Source organism: Brevibacillus sp. NPDC003359 (assembly GCF_042878995.1).
In the GTDB taxonomy this organism is placed as follows: Bacteria; Bacillota; Bacilli; order Brevibacillales; family Brevibacillaceae; genus Brevibacillus.
The window spans coordinates 17,526-43,609 of record NZ_JBIAOR010000013.1 but is presented as its reverse complement, the minus strand read 5'-3'; the positions used below and the strand labels follow the sequence as shown (position 1 = coordinate 43,609).

Sequence of the window (26,084 nt, the reverse complement as noted above, 5' to 3'; positions counted from 1 at the left end):
CCTATTCTACTAGGATCATCTCAACAATTTCTGAACAAAAGACAAAAAAGAACAGGGACAGATACCTATACGGCAACTTATCCCTGTTCTTCTTCATGTTTTTACACTATTTTTTTCGCCGAACCTTCTCTTTCTCTTTTTTGAACAAGCGAATAAAGATCACCAGTACAATTAGGAATACGGCCAAAATCACTCCGATTAACCAGAGCGGGATATTGCCCACTACCTCGTTTATGCCTTTTGTCTGTTTCTCTTCTTCATCTTCGAGCTGAATAGTGAAAACCTCGTTCGACTTGCTCATCACGACAATTTGTCCATCTTCGTTGGAATTCTTCAGATAGTGAAGCAGATCAGCATGAAGGAAGGTTCCCTGACTAGCATGACTCGCGTCTGCAGATTGGAAGACACTCAACGTCCGCTCTTGATTCCAGATTGAGGGCTGAACCCAGGCCACATAACGGCTCGTCTCGTTGATTACGTGGTATTGGTTCAACTGCTTGATCTCATTGATCAAAAGCTGCCCCTGAACCTTCTGCAAACTCGGGTACTGCTCAATACCCCCCATCGCAACCACGTTGTACGAGGCGATCTCTTGCAAGGCCTTTTCGTTCAGAGGCTCCTGGAAAATGACAAAGGAGCTCCCCTTCGGATTGCTTACCTCTGACAGCATGTCATTCATCAGCATCGAGAACTGTGACAAATATTCACCTGTCCATTTTTCCGGCAGCAGGAAGGCGGTATCCTTCATTCCTGTATCCTGCACAAAAGGAGCGGGCCAGTACCGGAAGCTGCGATGTGCAGGTACCTCGTGAGGCACATTCAAGCCACTTTCCTTATCTACAAAAACCCAACGTCCTTTATTGTTCTCAGGCGCACACGCATCACCCTTCAGGTCCATCGAAGCCGAGAAAGAGACTGTCAGAGCATGATTCGCCTCTTTGATGACAGACTGTGAAATGGGAATGCTCACTTGGTAATTATCGTTATCGTCCACTGCTTTCAACTGCTGCAACAAGACCGTATAAGGTACGCCATTTACCGTTACAGTCAATTGGTGCTGTGGCTTCTCTTCCCCTTCGTACTGCTGCATGAGCAATGGGGAAATCTTTAATTTCAAATCAAGCGTGACGTCCCCGGTAATCTTCCAATGGGACGGAATTTTCAAGTTCACCTGCTGAGTACGGCTATTTCCATGCTCAAGCATAACATGCGAATATCCGCCTGAAGCCAGGGAGAGAGAAATCGGACTTTGCTCTGCTGCCTGTACATTGGGAACCTGCTTGACAGCCAGTTGATTCCCTGCCAACTGCTTGTTCATTTCCTTATCTGTCAGCAGGTGAATCATCTCAGCAAAGTTTGACTCCTTGCCTTTCGACACCAAGAGTAAGAGCTTGGCTTCAGCAGATTGATTCACTCTCATCTGATAGTAATCGAGCCCCAGCTTTTGCTCTCTGGTCGCAATCCCCTGTTCGGCAACCAGTGTTTTGAGCGGGCCAGTCCAGCCTTCCGGATTGCCGATCGCGATGACGTGTCCCAAATCTCCCTTTGCTTTCCACTCGCTCTCTGTCATGATCGGGATCGGGCGTTTGGTAGCTGTCTGGGCAGACAAGGACGTGGCTACCTTCAATGCGGCTGCCACCACATCTTGATCTGCGGCATCTGGAACGACGATTTTGGTAAACACTTCAGTCGAATTGCCCGGCTCTACGAACGGCACCGGGTACTCCTTCAACAGATCGGCAGACGAGGTTACGGCCTGCGTATCCAGAAAAGCAAAGGAGCTTTTGTCGATTTTTACCCAATTCGCAGGATTGTTCTGATCGTCGCAAATGTTGTCGGTGAGCAGGCTATGCTTGGTAATGGTAATTTTGTGGAAGCCGAGTGCCCTCTCGTCCGCTCCCAGCGGTATTCTGATTTTCCCTTGCTGAGCGGTCTCCTTGGTTAAAAACACGCTTTTCAACGGCTTGTCGTCGACACTTACCGTCAAAGTGGAACGTGTGCCGTTCAGCAGCTCGGAGTGACTGAATAAGATTTCCAAATAGTTGTTGCTTCCAATGGTTGCACGCGGAACACTGTAGTAGTAATCAAAGGACTCGGTTACCCCACCTAATGTGACTGGTTCGCTCGTAAAACGCAAAACGGTTCCTGGTGTCTTGTCAAGTCCATTGGATGCGTAAGTCGTTTTTGCTTGCTTGGCCAGGCTGGAAAAGGTGAACACAGCAGGGCGTATCGCTTGTCCCGATGGTGCAGTTGCCCCGGCTTGTGTCGACGGTGTTGTCGTGCCTTGAGCGTAGATCGTACCCACTCCTTGCCCAAAAAGGAGAGCGGTTACGGTCAATAGAGCAAACCCCGGTTTCCAATTGTTTCTCTTCATGTTTTACACCTGTCTTTCTGCTGGCGGTGCGGACTTCTTATCTGCCGCGAAACGCTCTGTCTTATACCATTTAAGCTCTTGTCGAAATACAACCCGCTTGAACTCCAGGTACAAGGCATAGACGACCAGGACGATCCAGAGCTGCGAGTAAGTAAAATACATTAACAGTACAATCAGGAAGTTTTTTATATTCAATTCAGTCCGTTCAATGCTAAGTGCGATCATGACTTCCGTGACGTACAGAAAGTAAGCCAAAATCCAGAGAATCATGGCGACGATGCCTACCTGCAAATGCAAATCAACGAACATATTCGTCACAAACAGTACATCTGATACGATCACACCCATAAAGAACAGGAAATAGGTGAAAAAGAAGTAGATCAAATCAAACATGATGCTTTTCTTTCGCAAAGAGAAGATTCTCCACATGAACTTCAGGACGACGTATTGATTCCCTCTCGCCCATCGTGTCCTTTGCTTCCACCACACCTTCCAGCTTTCGGGCTCCTGCTCCCAGGTAATCGCCGCCGGAAAGAAACGAATATAGTAGCCCTCATTGTAGACACGGATCGTCAGCTCGGTGTCTTCCGCGAGAGCTTTTTCATCCCAGCCACCCAGTTCCTCAACCAAGCTGCGGCGAATGGCGAAGTTGGTCCCCGGAATCGTCGTAACCCGGAACCAGAAAAATCGTCCTGCCTGTGCCATCCATTGAAAGCAGATCGTCTCGATGTTGATAAAGCGTGTAAGCAAATTCGTAGCTGCGTTCACCACCCTGAATTTACCGACAACGGCCCCTGCCTTTGGATCGTTTAACAACGCCAGAACAAGGTAATAGACGGCTTTGCGCTCTGGAGTATTGTCAGCGTCATAGACCACGACGACTTCTCCTGTGGAATGAGCCAAGCCCTGGTTGAGCGCACCCGATTTTCCTTTTCCGGCATGAGGAGGCTTGGTGTGGACTACCTTCACGTATGGATATTTGCTGGCGTATTCATCGGCGATTTCACCCGTGCGATCACGCGAGTTGTCATTGATGATGACAATCTCCAGCTTGTCTTTCGGATAATCCAACCTCAGCATCGCCTTGATGGTCCGTTCGATGACGACTTCCTCATTGTGTGCGGGGATCAGAACGCTTACCTTTGGCAGCGGATGCTGGTTTTTTTCCCACTCTGGAATAGGTCGTCTATATCGCAGGTAGTGAAAATACCCACCCTGCATCAAGAACATATGGTACAGCAGCATAATCCAGATGACTGACAGGGAGAGATAAAATAGAGTATTAGCCATCTAGATCACGCTCCATAAATAGTTGTTTGCGCAGATTAGCCCGATTGCGCCACGTATACAGCATAAACAGTATGACCATGACAGACACGAGTCCGGCAATGCCCCATAGTACGAGCTGTACCCATCCATTTTCGCGCAGGAAAGCCTGAAGATCTTGGTAAATATCCGAAGCCTTCAATGCTGAACCCTGCTCGTCTACAGACTCGCCGAGAATAGGTGGCTCACTGGCTTCCTGACCACTATCCAGGCTAATTTCCTGTCCGCTCAGCCCACGGACGTCCAGCCACTTCACATCAGGCAAGGTCTCTACGTAGGCAATCATTTCTTTTAACGGTTTTATTCCTAGATATGGATGAAAAAACATGCTGACCATGCCATCTCGTACAAAGCTGCTCTCTCTGTATTTGTCCTTGATATCCTGCATCGGGGTTGGAGAGGCGGGATCGTAATACCCGACTGTTTCCGGCAGGATGGTCATTCCGTGCAAAAAGGCCGGCTTCGATACAAAAGGAGGTGCCCCCATGTGTATCCAGTCCTTGTCATTAAACTGAAGCTGACCAAGGACATAAGGAAAGTAGCGAGCCATGACCTCGTACCCTTTTTGGCTCATCGTGTAGTGCGGAGCCTCAAAAGCAACGGGAGCCAGACCCAGCTCAGTCAGTTCCTTGATTCCTGTCTCCATGCGTGTCTGTATATAATGCTCCTCATATTCTTTCAGCCCCTGCTGATAAGTCTCATACTCGGCCTGAGACGCAAACGCATGCCTTTTCTTCAAGGGAGTGTCGTCTTCGGGAGCTTTGGAGACCGGCGTGTTGTTTTCAATGTCCCAAAACTCCGAACCTTCCCCCGTTTCCGAATTGCGATAGCGGTGCATGTACCCGTGCAGTACGATGCTTGCTCCTCTTTTTTGCAATTCCCGCAGTACCTTAAGCATCTCTGGGCGATCCTTCATATGCACGATCTCGTTCGTCTCGGAGTTTTCGTACACCGGGATGAGCGCAATGACGAAAGGAATCCCCTTATCTGCCAAGTAGCTCCCCGCCTCCCAGACCAGCTTGGGATCTGAATGGGGGTGTACGTCCTCCAGACGGATCAACGCGTAACGTCCCTCGTTATGCGACTGCTTGAAAACCTCGTGCAGTGCTTCTGCCACAAAGATGGAGAAGGGCGATGTGAAATTGGAGCTGGCAAAATACGCTGTCTTTTCGTGCTGAACCATCAGTGGGTATGTATACATCCCCTTCCAGCCCTCGAGCAGAACATCGCCTTGAGTCAACGAGATATGCTCCACCAGATAGTTGTCATTCAGCAGGACTTGGTCAATCCCCTGCGGCTTGGATACCTTCTGGATATCCACCTGACCGTTCATCTGGAAAAAGGAAAACCGCTCTCCCAACTGCTCCACGTTTTTGCCCAGCGCAAGCCAAGTGCCCTGAAAGCGTTGCATGATTTGCCTCGAAGAACTGCTCAATTCTTTCGAGATGCTACCGTAATAGACGAGATATGTGGCACCATCCAAATCTCGCTCAGTCAATACCTCGTCCGCCACATAGGTGAGCCTGGAGCTGTAATGTCCCAGCACTAGATCAAGCATGCGCACTTCATCCGTCAAGACCCCGTCCTGGGTCGAGTAGACGACCAGTACCTCTGGCTCCTGTCCCGGCCCCACCGCAGCGTACAGGTTACCCCCTGTTCCTGCCAGCAGCAAGAGCACCGCTATCAATGACACGACTATGCGGCAGCGATTATTGAATGTATTGTTCCAGCTCTTGTTTGGCACGTTGCACCATCTCCAAATGGTCACTCACATCTTCCGCGTAATGACTGATTCCAAACCCGATCGTCAGTGTGACCTGCTTTTTTTCGTTTTCCAGATTGTGGAGGGATAGAAGCTTTTCGATCTTTTTGACGACTACTTCGGCCCCTTCTTCATGGCTATTGCTCAAAATAACAGCGAAGGTTCCTGAGCCTTGCTCCCCGCGGTCGAGACGAAACTTGCGGTCGGTCAATCGCGTGTTGTTGCGTAGAATGGTTGAGAGAGAGCTGAGCAGATACTCTCCCTCCTTGGGGCCGTACAAGCGATAGAAGGAGTCCAGATAAAGGACTTCAATCAACATCAGCGAAAAAGGGATGCCTGTCCGGCGAGAGCGGCTACATTCCTCTTCCAAATCAAAGAGCAGTCGCTTCTCATTTGAAAAACCCGTCACTTCATCGATCGTCACCAGCTCGTCAAACTTCCCAACCATCTCCTGATGCTCGGCCACTGTCTGACTCACCAAGCGATGGATCAAGCCGGTCAGAACGGCAGCGCCGAGAAAGAGTCCCATCCAGATGACAATGTCAGTGAAGGAAAAGGAAATCGTCCAGCCGGCAAACATGCCCCAAATCAACAGACTACCAAAGGCGAACAAGCTGATCAGGCTCATCCCCAGGCTAGTCAACAGCCCAAACATGATACCCGTCAGGCTAATGACCAGTGTCCAGCCCAACAGCAAGGCTTCGATCATCGACAGGGCAGGCATTCCCACCGCAAACATAGCGAGTAGAATAATGAAAAGCAAAAACAACACTTGGTAACTGATAAATTTACCGCTTTTACTGAAGCGTTCCCTCATTGAACAGCCTCCTTTCTGCGAGCAATGGAAGCAGATTGTCAAACGAATGAGTATCCTTCTGACTCATGTCCATGTAACCGCCATAGAACTCGCTTTCAGGACGCCGAATCTGCTGACGAATCATCCGTTCATATAAATCACGGGCAAAAGTGTAATCCTTAAGCTCGCTTGCTGTCAGGATCGCCAAGCTGTACACGGCTGGGGATTCGTATGGTACCAGCGGCTGCTTGGTACTGGCATCGTATCTGCCATACAATAAGCCATTACGTGCAAATTCATCTTTGAGAAACGCCCACAGCTCCGGCGAGGACATGCCTACCTGTGCACGATGATAACCGATGTATAACTGGTCGATCAGATTCACTTCCTGATGATAAACATACTCCTTGCTGACCGTCTGATAAGAAAATGGGAAAAACCCGTTTTTGGTCGGCAACGTGTTCAAAAAAGAATGGACTTGATTATTCAATTCTTCGCTCACCTGTTGATGTTTCCCCATCAATTGAACGGCTGAAGCATTCAAATAGGAGAGTGTGAGGGAATCACTGGCTACCTTATAATTAGGATCGTAAAAATCGACCAGCAGCCCCTCTCTACTCTGGTTCTCCACGATGCTTTTTCCAATTTCATTGGCGAGTTGGATATAGGTCTCGTCTCCCCATTTTTCGCCTGCCATATAAAGAGCTTCTGCGATCCTCAGGTCATCGACCAATGCGTTAGTCGTGACTGGGGTCTCATTCTCTCCACCCGCTTTCCAGGCAATCCATCCATCCTGATAATCGTAAGCTTTCATAATCTCTACATTCTGAGCGAAGAGGGCTTGATCTCCTTTTTCCACTGCATACAGCATCCACAGACCTAGCGATTCCGAAAGGGTCTCCGTCCCTTTTGCAACATTCGGATCATTAGATGTGGCCGGCTTCAGATTTGTTTTCAAGGTCAAATCGTCATTCGTCAAATGCTCCTTGATAAATAGCTCGCCCGGCAAAAGCCTGACGTATTCGGAGCTACTGGTATTTTGTTCCGTTTTCATGGCAGACGGCACCCCCGGCAAGAAGCATCCACTCAAGATGAGGACGAGTAGGGAGACTGCTATGATGGGCAAGCGAAAATCTCTCAACATGTTCACGCAACTTCCTATAATAATCCATCCTAACAACCTGTCATTAAACTTACATGTTAACACCGCCGCTATTTTGTTTCACCTAGTATCTGCTTCCAATAAATGTTGAACAGCCCATTCAATCCTCTCGAACTGTAAGGGCTTTGCGATAAAATCACGTGCACCAGCCTGGATCGCTTTGATGACAGTGTCGCGTCGTGCAACTGCGGAGCAAATAATGATCTTCGCATCCTTATCCAGCTCCATGATTTTGCGGGAAGCAGCCAAACCGTTCATGCCCGGCATGGTAATATCCATCATGACGAGTGACGGTCGATACAAACAATAGCTTCTAACAGCCTCCTCCCCTGAATCAGCCTCTGCAACTACCTCAATGCCTAATTTCTCAAACATGTTACGCAGCACAAGTCTCGTAAACGCCGTATCATCAACTATTAAAATGCTATTCATCAAAATTGTTTTCTCCTATCTTTATACCACGACTTCCGAACTATCATAAAGGGTTTACTATACTCAAAAACGACATATTCTGACCATTTTCTACATTCTACTAGGAACATCTAAACAATTTCTGAACAGGAGAACATCGGCCAAAGTATAAAATCGATATAAAGAACCGCTTCGTTACTAGGAATTAAAAAAGGCCGAAGCATCCGCTTCGGCTCAACTCACTCTACTATTCGGTTCTCTTTTCCCTACCAAGCAGCAATGCTGCTGTCCGCGCGCATATCCGTACCACCGCTTAGCACACCATTTTCATCACGCCAAATGATTTGACCACGCCCTTGCGGATTGAGGTGGAAGTCGATGGTGTTCATGACCACCTGCACATGTCCTTATGGCTGTATGAAGCCGCCCATTACACCGAATGGCCCACTGCTTTTCCAGCCTTCGTCAAGAAGCCCAGAATAATGGTGTGAAATGTTCTTTTGCCAGGCTCCAGGCATTTGTCATCTTCAACTTTTTATGGTCTTTTCATGAACCTCATTACTATTTTCCTTACGTTCTAAGATTGTTCTTTTGTTCCCTTTTGCCAAGAAGATCTTTAGCAAGTGTGAGATACCACGCAACTATTTCCATAAAAGCAAGGATAACAAACAATGCCCATATTTCCCCTTGGGTAAGGTGGTACAACAGGTTATCAATTTCTGTACCAGAACCGCGCACCAAAGACTGCAAAAAAAATACAATTGGACCGAAAATAGAAAAAAATAAAGTTATCATCGAAAAAAGGGTACGCCGTTTCCGAATTAGATACACAATATTACTGATTATTGTCATGAGAATAAATATATAGTAGACATTCCACACCCATGGAGGTAAAGTTTCCATGGTCTCCCTCCCTTCCATCAGTCAAGCCCCAGAATTTGTTTGATCAGTTGCTCTATTTGATCGAGCGAATAACCATTCGAAACAAAGCTATTTTGAAGATTGTAACCATCAAGTACGGCAACTATCTTTCTTGAGGTTATTTCCAAATCTAGATTTGGTTCCTTATCGATCTACAGGACATTCAAATTGAGGGATTGAACGTTAGTTATGCGGAGAATTTGCTTCGAGTTAATGATCGCAAAATGAATAAAACATATACAATTAAACTACCTGCTTACTTAGCAAATGCAACGTATGACCAGAATAACATTTATGTTTTGAATTACAATACTACAACCGAGAAGAATGAACTCCATATTATTAATAGAACTACGGGCACCCTTACACAGTCCTATTTAATTAGTGAAGGGGCAACTGAAATACTAGCAGTAAATGACTATCTCTTTCTTTCAACAGACAATAGTCTAACAAAATTAGACATACGTTCTGGAAAAATCGAGTATATCAAGTATCCTTTAAATGTAGCCTTTGCAGATTCTTTATATCTTGACCAAAACAACAATTTGTTTGTTTGCTTTGTAGATTTTTCCGGTAATGCTGGGTTATTCATATTAAATAAAAATTATAACTCTATTGATAAGAATATTAATTTAAACTTAGGATACATGAAATCTAAGTTTGAAAAAAATAAATTATACATACTATCACAAATGAAAGACCATACAGAAGACGGGGCAAAGTTTGCAATAGTGGATTTGAGATCGCTACAAATTGAACGGGTATTTCAATTGCCTGTTCTTGATACTAAAGTACAGGATTTTCTTGTTTTGGATTAAACTCAGACATAATGTCAGCAGCAAGCTCTGGCATTATGTCTGAAAAAAGTATTTTAGTTCCCTACCAAGCCGCAATACAACTATCCGTACGCATATCAGTACCACCACTCAGAACACCATTTTCATCGCGCCAAATGATTTGACCACGTCCGAAGTAATTGCCGAGCTGCGCCCATTTGATCGTATGGCCCCTGCGCTCCAAAGCCTGTGCCAGATGCTCCGGGAAATGACGCTCCAGCTCTACCGTTTTACCTTCCATCCACTGCCAGCGCGGCGCATCGAGCGAAGCTTGCGGATTGAGGTGGAAGTCGATGGTGTTCATGACCACCTGTACATGTCCTTGTGGCTGCATGAAGCCGCCCATTACGCCGAATGGCCCCACAGCTTTTCCATCCTTCGTCAAAAAGCCCGGGATAATGGTGTGGAACGTTCTTTTTCCTGGCTCCAAGCAATTGTCATGAGCAGAGTCCAGCGAGAAGTTATGACCACGGTTTTGCATGGCGATCCCTGTCCCCGGCACAACTACCCCGGAACCAAAGCCCATGTAATTGCTTTGGATAAAGGAAACCATGTTGCCCTCACCGTCAGCTGTGGCCAAGTAGACTGTGCCACTCGTTTTCGGCTGACCTGGCTCTGGCGTCAAGGCTTCATCGCCAATCAGTGCACGTCGGGATGCAGCGTATTCCTCTGACAACAATGATTCTTTGGTGACTTTCATCTTACTTTCTTCCGTGATGTATTTCAGTCCATCCACAAATGCCAGCTTCATCGATTCGATTTGCTTGTGGTACGTTTCCGTTGTATCTTTTGCGACAAAATCAAAACCCTTCAAAATGTTCAGTGCCATCAGTCCGATCATCCCTTGCCCATTTGGCGGGATCTCCCACACATCATAGCCGCGGTAATTGACACTGATCGGCTTCACCCATTCCGGTTCAAAGACAGCCAAGTCTTCTTTTCGCAAGTAGCCATCGCACTCACGGGAGAACGCGTCGATCTTGTCTGCCAGCTCTCCGCGATAGAAGCTTTCTGCATTGGTTTTTGCGATTTGACGCAGCGTCTCAGCATGACCCGGCGACTTCCAGATGTCTCCTGCTTTTGGCACCTTGCCATCTGGCGTAAAGGTGGAGAACCAATGTGCGAACTCTTCCCCTTTGCATTGCTGGGAAAACTTTTTGTACGCAGCATTCCAATAATACGCCAATGTCGGCGATACCGGATAGCCATTCTCCGCATAATCAATCGCTGGCTGCAAAACCTCTGTTAGCGGAAGGCGTCCAAAACGCTTGGACAAGGCTGCCCAGGCAGCAGGCGCACCAGGTACAGTGACAGGAGTCCAGCCATAGGTAGGCATTTCTTCCAGACCTTTTGCTTTTAATGCCTCGATGGAGATTCCTTGTGGAGCAGGCCCGCTTGCATTCAGTCCATGCAGCTCGTCTTTGATCCACACGAGGGCAAACGCGTCTCCCCCGATGCCATTCGAGGTCGGTTCTACTACTGTCAGGCACGCGGCCGTTGCGATCGCCGCATCCACCGCATTTCCGCCCTTTTTCAATATATCGAGACCTGCTTGTGCTGCCAGTGGCTGCGAAGTCGCCACCATGCCATTCTTGGCAAAAGTCGTCACACGCTTCGATGCGTATGGGTATTCCATTGCGTCATAGTTAACCATGATTTATACCTCCTTAAGTAGTTCGTTGTTAGCCAATATGAAAACCAATGAAGGGCCTTTTGGTTTGAGTCAACATAGTGGAGGAGAAGAAAAAGCACAGTTCTCTTCGACTCTGACACGCCAGCATGGGGGATTCACTGTCCGCCTCCACTTCAAAAAGGGGACCGTCGAGCCAAAGCCACCCTATGGGCGGAAGTTTCTCAGGGAAGACGTGTTCGACAAGCGGGTCCCCTTTTTGAAGTTCCGACTGGGTAGGCGTTGTCAAGGTCTACGAGCCCTGTGCTTTTTCTTCTTACCAGCTTACGTAAACTTTCCTAGCCAATAAAAACAAACCCGTAAGCCATCGCTCCCAGAATGACAAAAGCGGGATGGACCTTCCATGTTTCGAGCAGAAGATAGGAAGCCACTGTCAAAATCCCCGTTTGCATCCAGCCGATTCCCTCGACTGCGCCCATCAGGAATTGATACGTCATCGTTCCGAGCAAGACAGTAACGACCGGCCGTACCGATTGAGTCATCGCTTTTACCTGTGGAGCACTGCGGAATAAATTAATAAAACCCATCAGCAAGATCATCGCAATCGCTGTCGGAGCAACCGTTGCAAATAATGCGACTGCTGCACCCGGTACACCCGCTACCTGATAACCAATGTACCCAGCGAGTTTGGTCGCGATTGGGCTGGGCAGCGCATTTCCTACTGCCAGCACTTCTCCGAATTCCTGTACGGTCATCCACTTGTAATGATCAACCACTTCATTTTGGATCAAAGGGATGCTCGGTGGGCCTCCCCCGTATCCCAAAATGTTGGAGATGAAAAAAGCCCAAAATAATTGCAGGTAAGTCATGCTACTCCCTCCTTGCCGTCCTTGTCCTTGCGCTTGCGGACAGACCAAGTAGAGTAGGTAAATGAAACAGCCAGCGCAATCCCTACTACGATGCCCGGATGCCAATCAAGGAAGAGTAACGCTACAAGTGAGAGTGCGAGAGAAAGGCTCACTCCTGCTTTGCTGGACGCTCCCTGCCAACCCTTTGAAAGGAATTCCCATGTAAGGACGCCTGTCATGACTGCGATTACCGGACCGATTGCCTGGATCATGCCGTATACACCCGGCGCATCCTTCCATTGATAAATAACTTGCAGCAAACCGATCATCACAAACACGATTGGCATCACTACTGCGATGTTTGCCACCAATGCACCCTTCCAGCCTTTTACCCGATAGCCGATAAATGCAGCCAGTTTGGTCGCAATTGGCCCTGGAAGAGCGTTGCCGAGCGCCAGATTGTCGGAAAAGTCCTCATCTGTCACCCATTTGTACTTTTTCACGCACTCGGTGTAAAAGAGGGGAACCATCGTAGGTCCTCCCCCAAACCCGAAGATTCCGATGCGGAAAAAGGCGAGAAATAATTGCCAGTAAATCATAGCTGTACCTCCGTCCTTGCCTAGCTAGCGGAAAAGTTCGCCCGATTGCACCAAATGACAGGACACTAGTTGGCCCTTGCCGATGTCTGACAGACTGGGCACCTGCGTCTTGCAAATCTCAGTCGCATATGGACAACGCGGATGAAAGGTGCAGCCACTTGGTGGATTTGCTGGGCTCGGCAAATCGCCTGTTAACAAGATCCGTTCGCGCTTTTGCCGTGGTTTCGCTACTGGAACAGCCGAGAGCAGCGCCCGTGTATACGGATGACTCGGGTTCTCAAACAACGTCCGCTTGTCAGCAATTTCTACAATCCGCCCCAAATACATCACCGCGATCCGATCGCACAAGTGCTTTACGACCGACAAATCATGCGAAATGAACATCAGGGTCAGATTGAATTCCTTTTTCAAATCCTTCAACAAATTGAGTACCTGTGATTGAATCGATACGTCCAATGCAGATACAGGCTCATCGGCAATGATCAGCTTTGGTTTTACGACCAGTGCGCGGGCGATTCCGATCCGCTGCCTCTGTCCGCCGGAAAAGTCGTGTGGATGGCGGTTCAAATGTTCTTTTCGCAAACCAACGACCTGAATAATTTCTTCGATGACTTTTTCCCGCTCTGCCTTTGTCCCGATGTTGTGCACCATCAGCGACTCCATCAAAATCTGCTTGATCGTCATCCGTGGATTCAGCGAAGCGTACGGGTCCTGAAAAATCATTTGCAGGTTTCGGCGCATGACGCGCATTTCTTCTTTAGGAAGCTTTGCTAAATCTTTGCCATCAAATAATACTTCTCCTGCTGTCGGCTCCAAGAGGCGTAGAATCGTTCGACCCGTCGTAGACTTGCCGCAGCCCGATTCCCCTACAATCCCAAGTGTTTCACCGGGATACACTGTCAGATCAATACCATCGACTGCTTTGACATGTCCCATCGTCCGCTTCAAAAAGCCACCCTTGATGGGAAAATGCTGTTGCAGCCCTTTTACTTCTAAGAGAGGTGTCGTCATGCCTGTTCTCCCTCCTTCGCGTACAGCCAGCAGCGACATTTTTGATTGTCCAGTTGCAAGAGTTCAGGGGGCTTTTCGTGACAAATCGCAATTGCTTGCGAACAGCGCGGAGCAAAACGGCAGCCCGCTGGCATTTGATACGGCAAAGGAACTGCTCCTGGAATGGTTTCCAGATATTCGCGCTCTTCGTCCAGCTCAGGAATCGAGTTCATCAGACCAATCGTATACGGATGCTTCGGACTGTCAAACAGCGTATCGACATCCGTCTCCTCTACGACTTGCCCAGCATACATGACGATAACGCGGTCACACATCTCGGCTACTACACCCAAATCATGCGTAATCAGCATGATGGAGGTTCCGTTTTTTTCTTTTAAATCGCGCATCAAATCGAGAATTTGCGCCTGAATCGTCACATCCAGTGCGGTTGTCGGCTCATCTGCAATAATCAGCTTCGGATCGCAAGACATCGCCATCGCGATCATTACACGTTGACGCATCCCGCCTGACAGCTGGTGCGGAAACTCTCCGTAAATCTCTTCTGCACGTGGCATTCCGACAGCTTTTAGCATCGCAATCGCCCGTTCCTTTGCCTCTGCCTTCGTTACCTTGCGATGCAGCATGACCGCTTCCTCAATCTGTTTGCCTACGGTATGCAGCGGATTGAGAGATGTCATTGGCTCTTGAAAAATCATCGCGATTTCATTACCGCGTACACCTTGCATTTCTTTTTCCGACAGCGCAAGCACGTTCTTCCCATTGAAGCGAATCGATCCTTCCGTGCTTCCGTTGGGCGGCAGCAAGCGCATGATCGACAGGCTGGTCACACTCTTCCCACAGCCCGATTCGCCCACGACGCCAAGCGTTTCACCCGCACGGATAAAGAAGTCGACGCCGTCCACGACACTGACGACACCGCTGTCCGTGCGAAAACGGGTTCTCAGCTGTTCCACTTCCAAGATGGTCGTCATCTGCTCCACTCCTTTTCTCCCGTGTAGGGCATTCATTATTTACGTGCGCGTGGGTCCAGAACCTGCTGTAGACCATCTCCCAACAAGTTGAAGCCCAGTACGACTAAAAAGATGGCAATCCCCGGATAAAATGTCGCATAGGGCGCGACGGACATAAGCGTTTGTGCTTGGTTAAGCATACTGCCCCAAGATGGAGTCGGCGGCTGTACACCCAATCCGAGATAGGACAAGGATGCTTCTGCGATAATCCCGGATGCCATTGCCAACGTCGCTTGAATCACAATCGGGTTCATCGCGTTCGGCAAAATGTGGCGGAAAATGATACGTGCATCCTTTACCCCAACCGAACGTGCTGCTTGAATATACTCCATATTCCGAAGCGAAAGAACTTGACCGCGTGTAATCCGTATAAAAGCAGGGGCAAAACCGATCCCAATCGCCAGCATGGCATTCCCGAAGCCTGAACCAAGCACCGCCGAAATCGCCAGAGCCAAAATTAAAAACGGAAAGGCTTGCATCGCATCGACGCTTCGCATGACGATCCACTCATCCCAAAAGCCGCGGTAGTAACCGGACAACAGTCCAATCGGCACCCCGATCAGCATCGCAATGCCAACAGAGATCAGCGCTGCCTGAATGGAGATGCGCGCCCCGTAAACAACACGAGAGAAAATATCCCGACCGAGGTCGTCTGTACCAAAGAAGTGCTCACCATCTGGCGACATCAAAATTTTGTTATAGTCTTGAGCATTGGGGTCGAAGGGCGCGATCAGTGGTGCGAAAATCGCCACCAAGATCAATCCGAGGATAATCACCGCTCCGATGACGCCCAAGCCATTCCGGAGAAATTTGCCCACGGTTTTCATCACTCACCTGCTCCTTTCCCAGCCTTGATCCGCGGATCAATGACAGCGTACAAAATGTCAACAACCAGGTTAACCAAGACAACGAGAACCGCGGAAACAAGAATCGCTCCTTGAACCGTTACGTAGTCACGTTTGAATACAGATTCCACAATCAGACGGCCAAAGCCAGGAATCGAAAAAATCGACTCGGTAATCACCAGACCACCTAACAAGCCTGCGATCATCAAACCCGAGGTCGTTACCACTGGCACCATCGCATTTCTGAGCGCGTGCCCTAGAATCGTGCGAGCCTCATTCAATCCCTTCGCTTTCGCTGTCCGAATAAAATCCATGCTCACGACATCGAGCAAAGAAGAACGCAGCATTCGCATCAATACGGCAGATTCCCGCAAGCCCGTTGCCAAACAGGGCAGTATCATTGCCATCAGGTTTTGCGTTGGATTCTCAGAAAACGGTACATACCCGGAAGAAGGCAGCCATTGGTTTTCAACAGCGAAGAATATAATCATCATCATCGCTAGCCAGAAGCTCGGGATACTCATACCGCCTAGAGCTGTAAATGTACTTGTATAATCAATCCAGGTTCCACGACGAACTGCCGCGAGAATTCCCGCAGGAAACGCAATTAGAATCGCTACCAAGAACGTTCCGATCGTCAATTCCACCGTAGCCGGGAGTCTTTGCATAATTAAGTCTGCGACCGGCACGCGGTCTGTAATCGATATTCCCAAATCACCCGTTACCACTTTTCCTAGCCAGGAAAAATATTGCACGACGATCGGCTGATCCAATCCCAGCTCGGTTCGCAGTGCCTGATAGGCTTCCGGTGTCGCTTCCTCTCCTAAAATGACCCGGGCAGGATCGCCCGGGATCATATGAATCAAAGAGAATGTCATAATCGACACCAGCAGGAGAATCGGGATTGTCAACAATAGGCGCCTGACTATGAACATCATGACAATTCCTCCTTGCTCTTGCTGTTATAATGTTGCGTTACCTTCGTTTATTGCTTGTCCAAATTCGCTGTACGGATCAAACCGTCTGGCACATAAGTAAAGCCGGTTACTTTCTTGTTCATGCCAAACAGCACATATTGGTGGTACATGTAGGCATAGCCCGCTTCTTCTTGCAGCAATGCGGCAGCTTCGTCATACAGCGCCTTGCGTTTTGCTTCGTCTAGCTCCCCACGCGCTTTGATAACCAGTTCATCCAGCTTCGGAATGGAAATACGGCCATCGTTGTTGGATGTATCTGTTACGACGAAGTCATGGAAGTTTTGGTCAGGGTCCTGACGTCCAGACCAGCCCAGTTGCATCGCTTGAAATTCGCCTTTATCGCCTGTTTCAATCAATTGTCCATATTCCAATTTTTCCAAAGTCACGTTGATGTTGTGTTGTTTCAGCATGTTTTGCAGTACCGCACCCAGTTGTTCATTCTCTGGAGAAGTAGAGATGTACAGCTTGAAGTTAAATCCGTTCGGTTGACCGCCCTTCGCGAGCAAATCCTTGATTTCCGCTGCATCTGGCGGCTTCGGCGTATTCAGTGCTTCATTGTAAGCCAGACTGCCTTTTGTAAATGCTGTACGAGCCGGTGCTGCATAGCCGTTAAACAGTACTTTTACCAGTGCATCACGGTCAATAGCACGCTCCACAGCCTGACGGAGGTACTTGTTGTCAAACGGCGCGCGGGAGTTGTTCAAGTAAAGACCTTGGTAACCCATCCCGGATTCCGCAACCAATTGCAGGTTCGCATCGCCCTTGATTGCAGGGATTTCTTTCACAGGTGTATCATCGATGATATCCAGCATGCCGGAGCGCAAGTTTTGCACCTTCGCTGTTCCGTTCGTGAACACTTTATAGTTCACTTCATCGATCTTCACTTGACCATTCCAGTAGTTTTCATTTTTCTTCAGTGTCACGTGGTCGCCTTTTACTTGCTCTACAAATACGTATGGGCCTGTACCAACCGGATGATTGAGGTATTGATCGCCATGTTCCTTCACTGCTTTTGGCGATACCATAATGCCCGAACGATCAGTCAAGACGGACAGGAATGGAGCAAAAGGCTCTTTCATCTGGATTTTTACAGAATGCTTGTCCACTACGGCAACGGAATCTACGAATTTCAATTCGCCTTTCCGACGGGACTTCTCATCGTTCATGTTGCGCTCGAAGTTGAATTTCACTGCCTCAGCGTCAAACTCGGTGCCATCGTGGAATTTTACGCCCTGCTTCAGCTTCAATGTATAGGTCTTGCCGTCTGGCGTTACTTCATACGATTCCGCCAGCATTGGCACGATTTTTCCTTCTGAGTCGATATCAAACAGCTTGTCATAGAGGCTCGCGTACACTTGACGGTCGTACAGCGAAGTCGATGTGTTTGGGTCCATCGAAGGCGGGTCTGCCTTTAACCCAATATTCAGTACCTTTTTTCCGGAGGCTGGCGCTGTTGTTGCGGCTTTGCCGTTGTCTGTACCCGCACTGTTTCCTCCTCCACAGCCTGTTACCAATAAAACTGTCCCCAAAACAGCACTGAGCATTGCTTTGCTCATTTTGGTCGAAAACATAGGATGACCCCTTTTCTCTCGTTTTTTCTCTAGGTTCTTCTCAGCATCGTTCGACATTCATAATCCCAGCGGATTTTCGCCCGATGGCATTCCCCCTTCCAAGGTCACTCGTGCCCTAACGGATAAAGTTATATTTGGACTTCAGTATTTTCAATTCGTTAATCACATTCGTTTTGGAGATGCCAGGAATCTTGTGCAGCTTTTTGAGCAAAAATTGCGATAATTCTTCGTTGCTTGTTACGAGCACCTGTGTGAAAAGCTGATATTCCCCAGAAGTGAGTACGATGAGCCTGATCTCTACGGTGTCCGTTAACGCAGCAACCACATCGTCCAGCTTTTCCGCATCCACAGCTACTTGAATCATCGCCTGTACGTGAAACCCTGCCTTGACTGGATTGACAATACCGACCAGACTCAGGGCACCTTCGTCCTGCAATTGCTGGACGCGCATTCGAATCGTCTTTTCCGTGACGCCGAGGTCCTTCGCGATCTGCGTAAACGGCAAGCGCGCATTTCCTTGCAAGGCTCGAATAATCCCGTAGTCAATGTCATCTAATTCAGGATAGAGTGATCTTCGGAAAGTTTCTTCCATATAAACACGCCCTTATTCGTCTTTTTTATTAAAAACTCAACCTCATTACAGTTGATTTTTATAAAATTTGGTCGAATTTCATAATGATTGTTGTTACTATAATACGATTTTCGACATAGCGCAATACTTTATCTGAAAATTTCATCTTGAAAGCATTTTCATTTTATTTTTTCCTTTCTACCTATTCTTACTATAAATAAAACGAAGAAAAAGAGCCTGCTCCGCTAGTGGAGAGGCCCTCTATTAATACTCGATACGGTTCGGTGATTGTGACCATGCTTCAAATGGACTCCGTCTATTCGCAAGATCTATTCTCCGGAAAGGAATGCTTCGCTCTTCATGAGAGAGAACCATCTGCTCATAAATAAACTGATCATCAAAACCGACATGCGCCGCATCTTCTTTCGTACAAGCGTAATAGACATGGCGTGGTCTTGCCCAATAGATGGCTCCCAGGCACATCGGACACGGCTCGCAGCTCGTATACAGGTCGCAATCGTTCAACTGAAAGGTTTGGAGATTACGACAGGCTTCCCGAATTGCCTGAATCTCGGCATGTGCCGTAGGGTCATTGCTCGTCGTCACTTCATTGCGTCCTCGCCCGATTACCTGCCCATCTTTGACGACAATGGCTCCAAACGGTCCGCCTATTTTATCACGTACATTTTCAAACGCAATCTGTAAGGCTTGCCCCATCCACGCCTCTCGTTCCATCCGCTTTCCCCCTCGCATCCTTCTCCTTTTATCCTATGTCCCTGCTCATTTGGACATGATGGAAAAGTCACTAGCGGTTCATTGATTGCTTTAAATGGAACAAGTAGCGGTTTCGAATGATCCAGAAATACACACCTTGAACAACGACGAAGCTGCATAAGACGATCGCGGTTGGCTTGACTACAGACGCGACAAGAATCAGCTTCAACAAGCTTTGCAGGGATACGAACGCCACCATGCTGTGAATAATGGCCACCACAATCGGCACGAAGAACAACAGGGCAACCTGGGTCGTAACGATCTTCGTCAGCTCTGCATCCGTGAGTCCAATCTTGGAAAGGGCTCCATAATGCCGTTTGTCGTATTCCAGATCCGTGTACAGACGGAAATAAAGGAAGCTTGCTGCGGCTACAAAGAACAACACGCCCACAAACAGCCCGATAAAGAGTCCCATGTTCGCCATTTGTTTCATGCTGTGGTAGTATGGCGCACGAGCTGAAAACGAGTAATTTTCTTCGTAATGACTAATATTTTCCTGAAGCTTGAGACTAAGATCCTGTGTTTCCTTCCATCTTGGCACCTCGTATACGAAGCGCTCTTCTTCCTTCATTTTCGGAAGCTGGTCATACACCTGATTCGGTACGACAGCCAAGCGCTCAAATTCGATCCCTCTAATCAATGGAGTCATATTCGTATCTGTTTTAACTGCGAGATGTGCATTACCCACCTGAAGAGTCTTGCTCGCTACCGAATCACCAATCCAATTGAGCAGGACGAACACCTCGCCATTCGTCATTTCCAGCTCAGGCGAATGGGACGCTACCGCCAGCCGATTATAGTCGGACAGCTTCACAACCCCAATGTTTTCTTCGTTGACCGATTCTGGCAAAATCCGCATAGCTACTTGATATTTTTCGAAGGAAAAGCCACCCTGCTGCAAGCTCGTTTCAATTAACGACAGATTCTGGGCCCTCTCTACGTCACTTTGTTTGGACTGATATTCAAACGCAAATGGATTAATTTTCATCACCGTAATCTGAATCGATCCAGCCAAAGCAGCAAGCGTGCCAATTGCACAGAATGCAACTGTCGAGACGATGCTGACCAAAAAGAACATCCGTGCATTATCCTTCATCCGATAGGCCAGATCAGAGAGCGTCAGGAGATTCGTACCTTTCCAATAGAAAACGCGACGCTTCTTCAGAAAATCGATGAAGATAACGCTTAGTTGAGTAAACAACAGGTACGTTCCTACAGTCGTCAGCGCAATAACCGGAAGCATCAGCACGAGCACATTCACGCCATCAGCAGTGAGGGCTAAGGCATAGCTCATTCCCAACAAAGCTACTGCGACCAGAGACAGCACTAACGATGCCCTCGGCTCACGCTTAGGCCGACCACTTCCTTGCAACAGATCCAAGAGACTGCGACTTCGCAGCACAAGGACGGTAAACAGCGAGATAGCTGCATACAAGACGAGAAACGCCACCACGGTCAAACCGATCGCTTTCCACGGGAGGTAAAACCCGAGTGCTTTTACATCCAGCAAAAATCCCGCGAATTGGAAAAATAGCTTGGCGAGAACCAGCCCGAGCCCAATCCCAATGGCAATCGAGACAATGCCGATCAACATGTTTTCCATAAAAATCAGCGTATTCCGCTGCAACGGTGTCATGCCCTGGATAAAAAGGATACCGAACTCCTTCTCCCTCTTTTTCAGGAAAGCACCGACACAATAAAAGAGAAAAAAGAAGGAGAACAGAAAAATGACGTACTCAGCCGCCATCATCCCAGTGGCTACGGATTCATGAATCTCCTGCCCGATAATTTCCGGATGAAAAATAAACATCGCATAGACGAAAAAAATAAGGACAGAAAAAACGCTACTCATGAAAAACGCAGCGTACATACGCTTATTTCGTACAACGTTATTACACGCGAATTGTCGAAAGGTCATAGGTGTTCCCTCCCAAAAACGACAACGAGTCAATAATTTTCTGGAAGAATACCTGTCGACTCTCACCACGATACATCTCGTTATGGAGCTGCCCGTCTTTAATAAAAATCACCCGATGGCAATAGCTGGCCGCCAAAGCATCATGCGTCACCATCATCATGGTGGTATTGTCCCGCTTATTGATTGCTTCCAATGTCTCCATCACATTGCGAGAAGACTTCGAATCGAGATTTCCTGTTGGTTCATCTGCCAGCAGAAGCGACGGAGAATGGATGATTGCTCTAGCGATGGCTGTCCGTTGGCGTTGCCCTCCAGATACCTCGAAGGTCCGCTTTTCCAAAATGTCCTGAATCCCTAGCTTCTCGGCAACACTTTGCAGCTTTTCTTCCATGACCGATACTTTCTCATTGTCCAAGGTAAGCGGCAGCACGATATTTTCCCCGATCGTCAACGTGTCCAATAGGTTAAAATCTTGAAATACAAAGCCGAGCTCACGACGGCGAAACAGGGCCAGTTTATCTTTTTTTAAATGATGCGGATTCGTACCGTTCAAAAGAACCGCACCAGAAGTTGGTGTATCAATCGTGGAAATCATGTTTAATAGCGTAGTCTTGCCACTGCCGGAAGGGCCCATAATACCGACAAATTCGCCCTTGCGAATGGAAAAATCGATATCGGTCAACGCGCGGTAAGTTACCTTGCCCCCGTATATTTTACTCAAGCTATTTACAGCAAGCATTTCCATGCGCCATTCCCCTTTCTTGCACTTCCAAATTCAACTATACGAAAGTGCGCATAGTCCAGCTATCGAATTAACTTTCAGCTATCTTACTTTCTTGTAAGGTTGGTACGACGGCAGACAAGACGATACGTACGGTTGTCCCCTCTCCCACTTCTGACTCCATTTCCACCCCATGATGGAGCCGCCCGCAAATTTCCTTCACCAAGTACAGCCCCATCCCGGTGGACTCTGGGTATTTGCGCCCGTTTTCTCCCGTAAAATACGGCTTGAATACGCGGCGAATATCTTCGGCAGGGATCCCGATTCCATAATCCTGCACTTCCAGTATGGCATGCGCTCCGCGTTCATACGTACGAATGGTGACCTTGTTGCTTTTCCCTGCTGAATAACGAACGGCATTCGTCAACAATTGGTTGAGGACAAAAGCGAGCCACTTTTCGTCCGATTCCACTCGCCAATTCTCATCCACTTTTACCTCGGGATACACTTGATTACGAATAAACAGCCGCTTGTTTTCCGCCAACACACTCTGCACCAAGGAACGCAGGGTTACTTGCTCAATCAGGAAGTCCTGTTCAAATCGATCGAGGCGAGCTATGTACAAAACCGTTTCCAGTCCACGCTTGATCCGGTCCACTTCTTCACGGACGCTCTCTGCTGTTGGATCGTCTTCATTTTGCAGCAACAGATGAATAACCGAAATCGGCGTCTTCATCTGATGAACCCACTGCTGAATAAATGTCGTATGGTCCCGTTGCTTGTTTTCATAGGCATGAAGCTGTTCTTTGTAGAGTCGGTATTGCTCCTGACTGATGTCATCCATCGCGCGGCACAATGGTGAATTCCCGTATGTCTGGGTCAGCTCTTCTAGAGACTCTACTGGCTTGCTCAGTCGCTGATAGATCGTGCGGTGAGACAAATAGCGGATGGCGAGAAAAGCACCCGCGATAAAAACAGATAAAAACATGACGTAGATCATCAATGACTCATTCCAGTACCCATCCATCGCAAAAATCATGATCAATAAGATCAATTGGACGAGAAAAAACGCTGCGAATGGCCATTGATCTCGAAGGAACAGCTTCATTGCCCTTCCTCCCAAGTCGCACGTAAGCGATAACCGGAACCGCGAACCGTCTCGACAGCTCCCTCTAAGCCTAATTCCTTTAGCTTGCCGCGCACGCGTGTGATGTAGACATTCAGCGTGTTTTCATCGACAAACTGCTCATCCCACAGCTTTTCTAGCAATCGCTCACGGCTGACGACACGTGGATACTGATTCATCAAGGCTTCGAGCAGTAATGCTTCCTTTTTGCTTAGCTCGATTTTGATATCGTACATGGACAGCTCCATTCGCTCTAAAAACAGCTTGAGTCCCGCCACTTCAACCGTACGCTCCCCTTCTTGTGGAGCATATTGTCCGTAAGCCCTCCGTAGCTGACTGCGGATTTTGGCCAAAACCACATCGTAGTCGAACGGCTTGGTGATATAGTCATCGGCCCCATTTTCCAAGGCCATCACCTGGTCCATTTTACTTTCTCTCGCAGAGATGAACAGGATCGGGCAGTTGGACTCCTGGCGCATTTGTCGGCACCAATAAAACCCGTCAAATTTCGGTAGATTCACATCCAATAGAACCAGATCAGGGCGCCCTTGGGTAAATACCTCCATGACTCTATCGAAATGTACAACATTGACTGTTTGGAATCCGTATTTTTCCAGTTGCTCTTGCAGCAGCTGGTTGATTTTTGGGTCGTCTTCTACAATCATAATTGTGGACATCACTCATACTCCTCTCGTCTTGAGTCTCCTCCATTTCATACTTTACTATACCATTAGAAAACTAGACTACGCCAAGCCTTTGGCGTTTCTCGTAATTAGATGTCTACTGAAAAAGCTACTTGTACGTTGCTGTTGTGGAGAGGAAGAAACAGGAGAAAACGCTCAGCTTCTAGGGCCACCCCCTGGGGATTGACTGCACGACTCCATGTAAAAAGCGAAACCGCGTCCAAAGTTGTCCTATCAGGATGTGTTTCAGAGGTGGACGCTTAAGGGCGTGTTTCGCTTTTTGCATTTCGTCTCGGTCGGTGTCCCTAAGATCTTCGCTGTTTTCTCCTGTTTCCTCTACGAGCTTTCCGTGTTAATCGGTTTTTAAAAGCCTTAAAAGAATGTAAGAATGTCATCAGTAACGACAGAGAAGAATATTTCCAGGCGTAGCAACTTGTGGAGTCCTACCAAGCTTAGAAGGGATGAGCGGGAAATAGAAACGCAACCCTGCGCTTGCGACGAAGCAGCCACCACTTTTGCGTTTCCCCGCGAATCCCTTCGGAGCGGACAGTCTTCGCCCCCAGCGGGACGGAGCCTGGAGCCTAGTCTTGAAATATTCTTCTCTCCATTACAGCCTTCCGATAGTAAAAAAGGGCAGGACTGTTGTCCCCCCCTTTATGCTTGTGCTTCCATCAATTGCTGCAATTTCTTGATCCCACGGAAGTGCAGGATTTTCACCGAAGCCTCTGTCTTACCCAAGATTTCCGCGATCTCATTCATTCGCAAATCTCCGAGATAGCGCAGGGCGATTACATTGCGCTGATCCTTTGTCAGGGTGTGCACCTTTTCCCACAAGCCCTCAGTAGTCTCCTGAGTCAGAAGGCACTCCTCCGGCAGCTGATCTGTTGCTACCATATTGCTAAATGTGTCCTGATCGACCGGACTCTCCCGCTTCTTGCGCATGTAGTCAATCAAAGCGTTGTGCGCAATTCGGAAAATCCAGGCGCCAAAAGGATGGCGGCCATCGTACTGCTCAAGCTTGGAATACACCTTGATAAACACAGTCGTTGTTAGGTCTTCCACATCCCAGACGTTTTTTACCCGGTAGCGGAAATAGCGATATATTTTAGCAGAGTAATCTTCGTAAATTTGTTGGTGACTTAATTTTGGATACATGATTGCTGTCGTCATAATCGATCTCCCGTTTCGTGATCCGTATGAATTGATTTCATTGTACGGTCGAAACGAAGCAGGAACCATCGAGTTATATTTCAGGAAGCTTACACTTTTGTAAGGTACTTATGCACTCGTTGTAAGTTCGCACAAGTAGGTACGGGAGAGGTTTCATTTTGGTTACAACTTTCGAAAGAAATTTTTAAGAATTTCTTAAGGAGTATTTTAAGTGTCCTTCAAACCGTTGTGGTGGCGGAAAAGCCGTGTTGCTACATCTTAATGATAATAAAGTAGTAGACTGACCATTTACTTTCGCATCCGTTAGCTCAGCTCAGTTATCAATGATATTCATAACCTTTTGCTATTGAAAAGATATGGGTATCAGTTAGTTCTCCTGAGTCATTTAGGTTAACATTGCGTAAAGTACCCTCCAACGTAAAACCTGCCTTCTTAGCTACAGCTATACTTGCGTTATTCCGAGTATCACAGCGAATTTCAAGACGGTTAGCTTCCAACTCGGAAATGGCAAAGGCAACGATACCTTTTACTGCCTCTGTCATTAGACCCTCACCAGTACGCGATGTGCGTAGCCAATATCCAATTTCAAATTTGCGTACATACCAATCAAAGCGATGGAGCCCACTACTGCCCACAAATTGCCCTGTATTCTTTTCAAATACATGTAGTACTAAGTCTGTGCGCTCTAGAAAATTGAGCCGGGCCTTACGTACGTAGGCTTCCGAATCGTCAATGGATGGAAGGTTTTTTACAAACGGAAGCCAGGGGCGCATCTCATTTACACTCTCACGTATGGCTTCATTTACATATTGACCATCACCCCATTGCGGTGCTCTAATCAATAACCGCTGAGTTTCTAAATGTTCCGGAAAAGAGAATAGTAGTGGATTCATATTAGTCCTCCTTCTATCGGAATGAGTTTCCAATAATAGTAACCGCTTGACCCCTCATTGACAATTGAAGGTAACACTGCCAGTTAGCTTAACAATACTATTCACTTTCAAGCAATTTACAAAAAGCTGCGCTTCTCCCCCCACTAAGG

At 47.8% G+C, this 26,084-nt stretch carries 24 protein-coding genes and 1 pseudogene; 1 reads left to right on the top strand and 24 read right to left on the bottom strand.

Features of this window, described 5'->3' with window-relative positions:
- Positions 1–106 precede the first annotated feature (106 nt).
- The 8 genes and pseudogenes from ACFYU8_RS24150 to ACFYU8_RS24115 all read right to left on the bottom strand — a co-directional run bounded on the left by ACFYU8_RS24150 (position 107) and on the right by ACFYU8_RS24115 (position 8,734).
- A complete protein-coding gene (locus ACFYU8_RS24150) occupies positions 107–2,374 on the bottom strand; it encodes a cellulose biosynthesis cyclic di-GMP-binding regulatory protein BcsB (protein WP_390304689.1) in 2,268 nt (755 codons plus the stop codon).
- Between the two features lie 3 nt (positions 2,375–2,377).
- Positions 2,378–3,664 carry a glycosyltransferase family 2 protein gene (locus ACFYU8_RS24145; RefSeq protein WP_390304691.1) on the bottom strand — a complete coding sequence of 429 codons (1,287 nt, stop codon included), beginning with the start codon at positions 3,662–3,664 and terminating at the stop codon, positions 2,378–2,380.
- The gene (locus ACFYU8_RS24140) at positions 3,657–5,444 is read right to left on the bottom strand and encodes a DUF2334 domain-containing protein (protein ID WP_390304693.1); all 1,788 of its coding nucleotides are present in this window, start codon (positions 5,442–5,444) and stop codon (positions 3,657–3,659) included. The genes ACFYU8_RS24145 and ACFYU8_RS24140 overlap by 8 nt, the downstream gene beginning before the upstream one ends.
- Positions 5,410–6,279 carry a GGDEF domain-containing protein gene (locus ACFYU8_RS24135; RefSeq protein ID WP_390304695.1) on the bottom strand — a complete coding sequence of 290 codons (870 nt, stop codon included), beginning with the start codon at positions 6,277–6,279 and terminating at the stop codon, positions 5,410–5,412. The genes ACFYU8_RS24140 and ACFYU8_RS24135 overlap by 35 nt, the downstream gene beginning before the upstream one ends.
- A complete protein-coding gene (locus ACFYU8_RS24130; protein WP_390304697.1) occupies positions 6,260–7,402 on the bottom strand; it encodes a glycosyl hydrolase family 8 in 1,143 nt (380 codons plus the stop codon). The genes ACFYU8_RS24135 and ACFYU8_RS24130 overlap by 20 nt, the downstream gene beginning before the upstream one ends.
- A 78-nt stretch (positions 7,403–7,480) precedes the next feature.
- A complete protein-coding gene (locus ACFYU8_RS24125; protein ID WP_390304700.1) occupies positions 7,481–7,852 on the bottom strand; it encodes a response regulator in 372 nt (123 codons plus the stop codon).
- A gap of 245 nt (positions 7,853–8,097) precedes the next feature.
- Positions 8,098–8,354, bottom strand: a pseudogene (locus ACFYU8_RS24120) (gamma-glutamyltransferase); the annotation flags it as partial.
- Between the two features lie 47 nt (positions 8,355–8,401).
- Positions 8,402–8,734: a hypothetical protein gene (locus tag ACFYU8_RS24115; RefSeq protein ID WP_390304702.1), complete on the bottom strand. Its 333-nt coding sequence runs from the start codon at positions 8,732–8,734 to the stop codon at positions 8,402–8,404.
- Between the two features lie 242 nt (positions 8,735–8,976).
- Here ACFYU8_RS24115 and ACFYU8_RS24110 point away from each other — a divergent pair, with 242 nt between their 5' ends.
- The gene (locus ACFYU8_RS24110; protein WP_390304704.1) at positions 8,977–9,570 is read left to right on the top strand and encodes a hypothetical protein; all 594 of its coding nucleotides are present in this window, start codon (positions 8,977–8,979) and stop codon (positions 9,568–9,570) included.
- Positions 9,571–9,631: 61 nt separating this feature from the next.
- Here ACFYU8_RS24110 and ACFYU8_RS24105 read toward each other — a convergent pair whose 3' ends face one another.
- The 16 genes from ACFYU8_RS24105 to ACFYU8_RS24030 all read right to left on the bottom strand — a co-directional run bounded on the left by ACFYU8_RS24105 (position 9,632) and on the right by ACFYU8_RS24030 (position 25,935).
- Complete coding sequence (locus ACFYU8_RS24105) at positions 9,632–11,242, bottom strand: gamma-glutamyltransferase family protein (protein ID WP_390304706.1); 1,611 nt, start codon at positions 11,240–11,242, stop codon at positions 9,632–9,634.
- A 314-nt stretch (positions 11,243–11,556) separates the two neighbouring features.
- Positions 11,557–12,087: a chromate transporter gene (locus ACFYU8_RS24100; RefSeq protein ID WP_106840986.1), complete on the bottom strand. Its 531-nt coding sequence runs from the start codon at positions 12,085–12,087 to the stop codon at positions 11,557–11,559.
- Entirely contained in the window at positions 12,084–12,665 is a 582-nt protein-coding gene (locus tag ACFYU8_RS24095) for a chromate transporter (RefSeq protein WP_390304708.1), read from the bottom strand. Before ACFYU8_RS24095 ends, ACFYU8_RS24100 begins: the two co-directional genes overlap by 4 nt.
- A 24-nt stretch (positions 12,666–12,689) precedes the next feature.
- Positions 12,690–13,676, bottom strand: a complete 987-nt coding sequence (locus tag ACFYU8_RS24090) for an ABC transporter ATP-binding protein (RefSeq protein ID WP_390304711.1) — start codon at positions 13,674–13,676, stop codon at positions 12,690–12,692.
- Positions 13,673–14,647 (bottom strand): ABC transporter ATP-binding protein, encoded by a 975-nt coding sequence (locus ACFYU8_RS24085; protein WP_390304713.1) that lies wholly within the window; start codon positions 14,645–14,647, stop codon positions 13,673–13,675. Before ACFYU8_RS24085 ends, ACFYU8_RS24090 begins: the two co-directional genes overlap by 4 nt.
- Before the next feature lie 35 nt (positions 14,648–14,682).
- Entirely contained in the window at positions 14,683–15,513 is an 831-nt protein-coding gene (locus ACFYU8_RS24080) for an ABC transporter permease (RefSeq protein ID WP_390304760.1), read from the bottom strand.
- Positions 15,513–16,469 carry an ABC transporter permease gene (locus ACFYU8_RS24075; protein WP_390304716.1) on the bottom strand — a complete coding sequence of 319 codons (957 nt, stop codon included), beginning with the start codon at positions 16,467–16,469 and terminating at the stop codon, positions 15,513–15,515. Before ACFYU8_RS24075 ends, ACFYU8_RS24080 begins: the two co-directional genes overlap by 1 nt.
- 47 nt (positions 16,470–16,516) lie before the next feature.
- The gene (locus tag ACFYU8_RS24070) at positions 16,517–18,079 is read right to left on the bottom strand and encodes an ABC transporter substrate-binding protein (RefSeq protein ID WP_390304718.1); all 1,563 of its coding nucleotides are present in this window, start codon (positions 18,077–18,079) and stop codon (positions 16,517–16,519) included.
- A gap of 115 nt (positions 18,080–18,194) precedes the next feature.
- Positions 18,195–18,671, bottom strand: a complete 477-nt coding sequence (locus tag ACFYU8_RS24065; RefSeq protein ID WP_390304720.1) for an Lrp/AsnC family transcriptional regulator — start codon at positions 18,669–18,671, stop codon at positions 18,195–18,197.
- Between the two features lie 243 nt (positions 18,672–18,914).
- On the bottom strand, positions 18,915–19,385 hold the full coding sequence (locus tag ACFYU8_RS24060; RefSeq protein ID WP_390304722.1) for a nucleoside deaminase: 471 nt from the start codon (positions 19,383–19,385) through the stop codon (positions 18,915–18,917).
- Positions 19,386–19,455: 70 nt separating this feature from the next.
- Positions 19,456–21,342 carry an FtsX-like permease family protein gene (locus ACFYU8_RS24055; RefSeq protein WP_390304724.1) on the bottom strand — a complete coding sequence of 629 codons (1,887 nt, stop codon included), beginning with the start codon at positions 21,340–21,342 and terminating at the stop codon, positions 19,456–19,458.
- Positions 21,317–22,087 (bottom strand): ABC transporter ATP-binding protein, encoded by a 771-nt coding sequence (locus ACFYU8_RS24050; protein WP_007729857.1) that lies wholly within the window; start codon positions 22,085–22,087, stop codon positions 21,317–21,319. The genes ACFYU8_RS24055 and ACFYU8_RS24050 overlap by 26 nt, the downstream gene beginning before the upstream one ends.
- Before the next feature lie 67 nt (positions 22,088–22,154).
- Positions 22,155–23,171, bottom strand: coding sequence for a sensor histidine kinase (locus ACFYU8_RS24045; protein ID WP_390304726.1), 1,017 nt, complete (start codon positions 23,169–23,171; stop codon positions 22,155–22,157).
- Positions 23,168–23,866, bottom strand: a complete 699-nt coding sequence (locus ACFYU8_RS24040) for a response regulator transcription factor (protein ID WP_390304728.1) — start codon at positions 23,864–23,866, stop codon at positions 23,168–23,170. Before ACFYU8_RS24040 ends, ACFYU8_RS24045 begins: the two co-directional genes overlap by 4 nt.
- Before the next feature lie 660 nt (positions 23,867–24,526).
- Positions 24,527–25,042 carry an RNA polymerase sigma factor gene (locus ACFYU8_RS24035; RefSeq protein ID WP_106842107.1) on the bottom strand — a complete coding sequence of 172 codons (516 nt, stop codon included), beginning with the start codon at positions 25,040–25,042 and terminating at the stop codon, positions 24,527–24,529.
- A gap of 320 nt (positions 25,043–25,362) precedes the next feature.
- A complete protein-coding gene (locus tag ACFYU8_RS24030; RefSeq protein WP_390304731.1) occupies positions 25,363–25,935 on the bottom strand; it encodes a GNAT family N-acetyltransferase in 573 nt (190 codons plus the stop codon).
- Between the last annotated feature and the right edge of the window lie 149 nt (positions 25,936–26,084).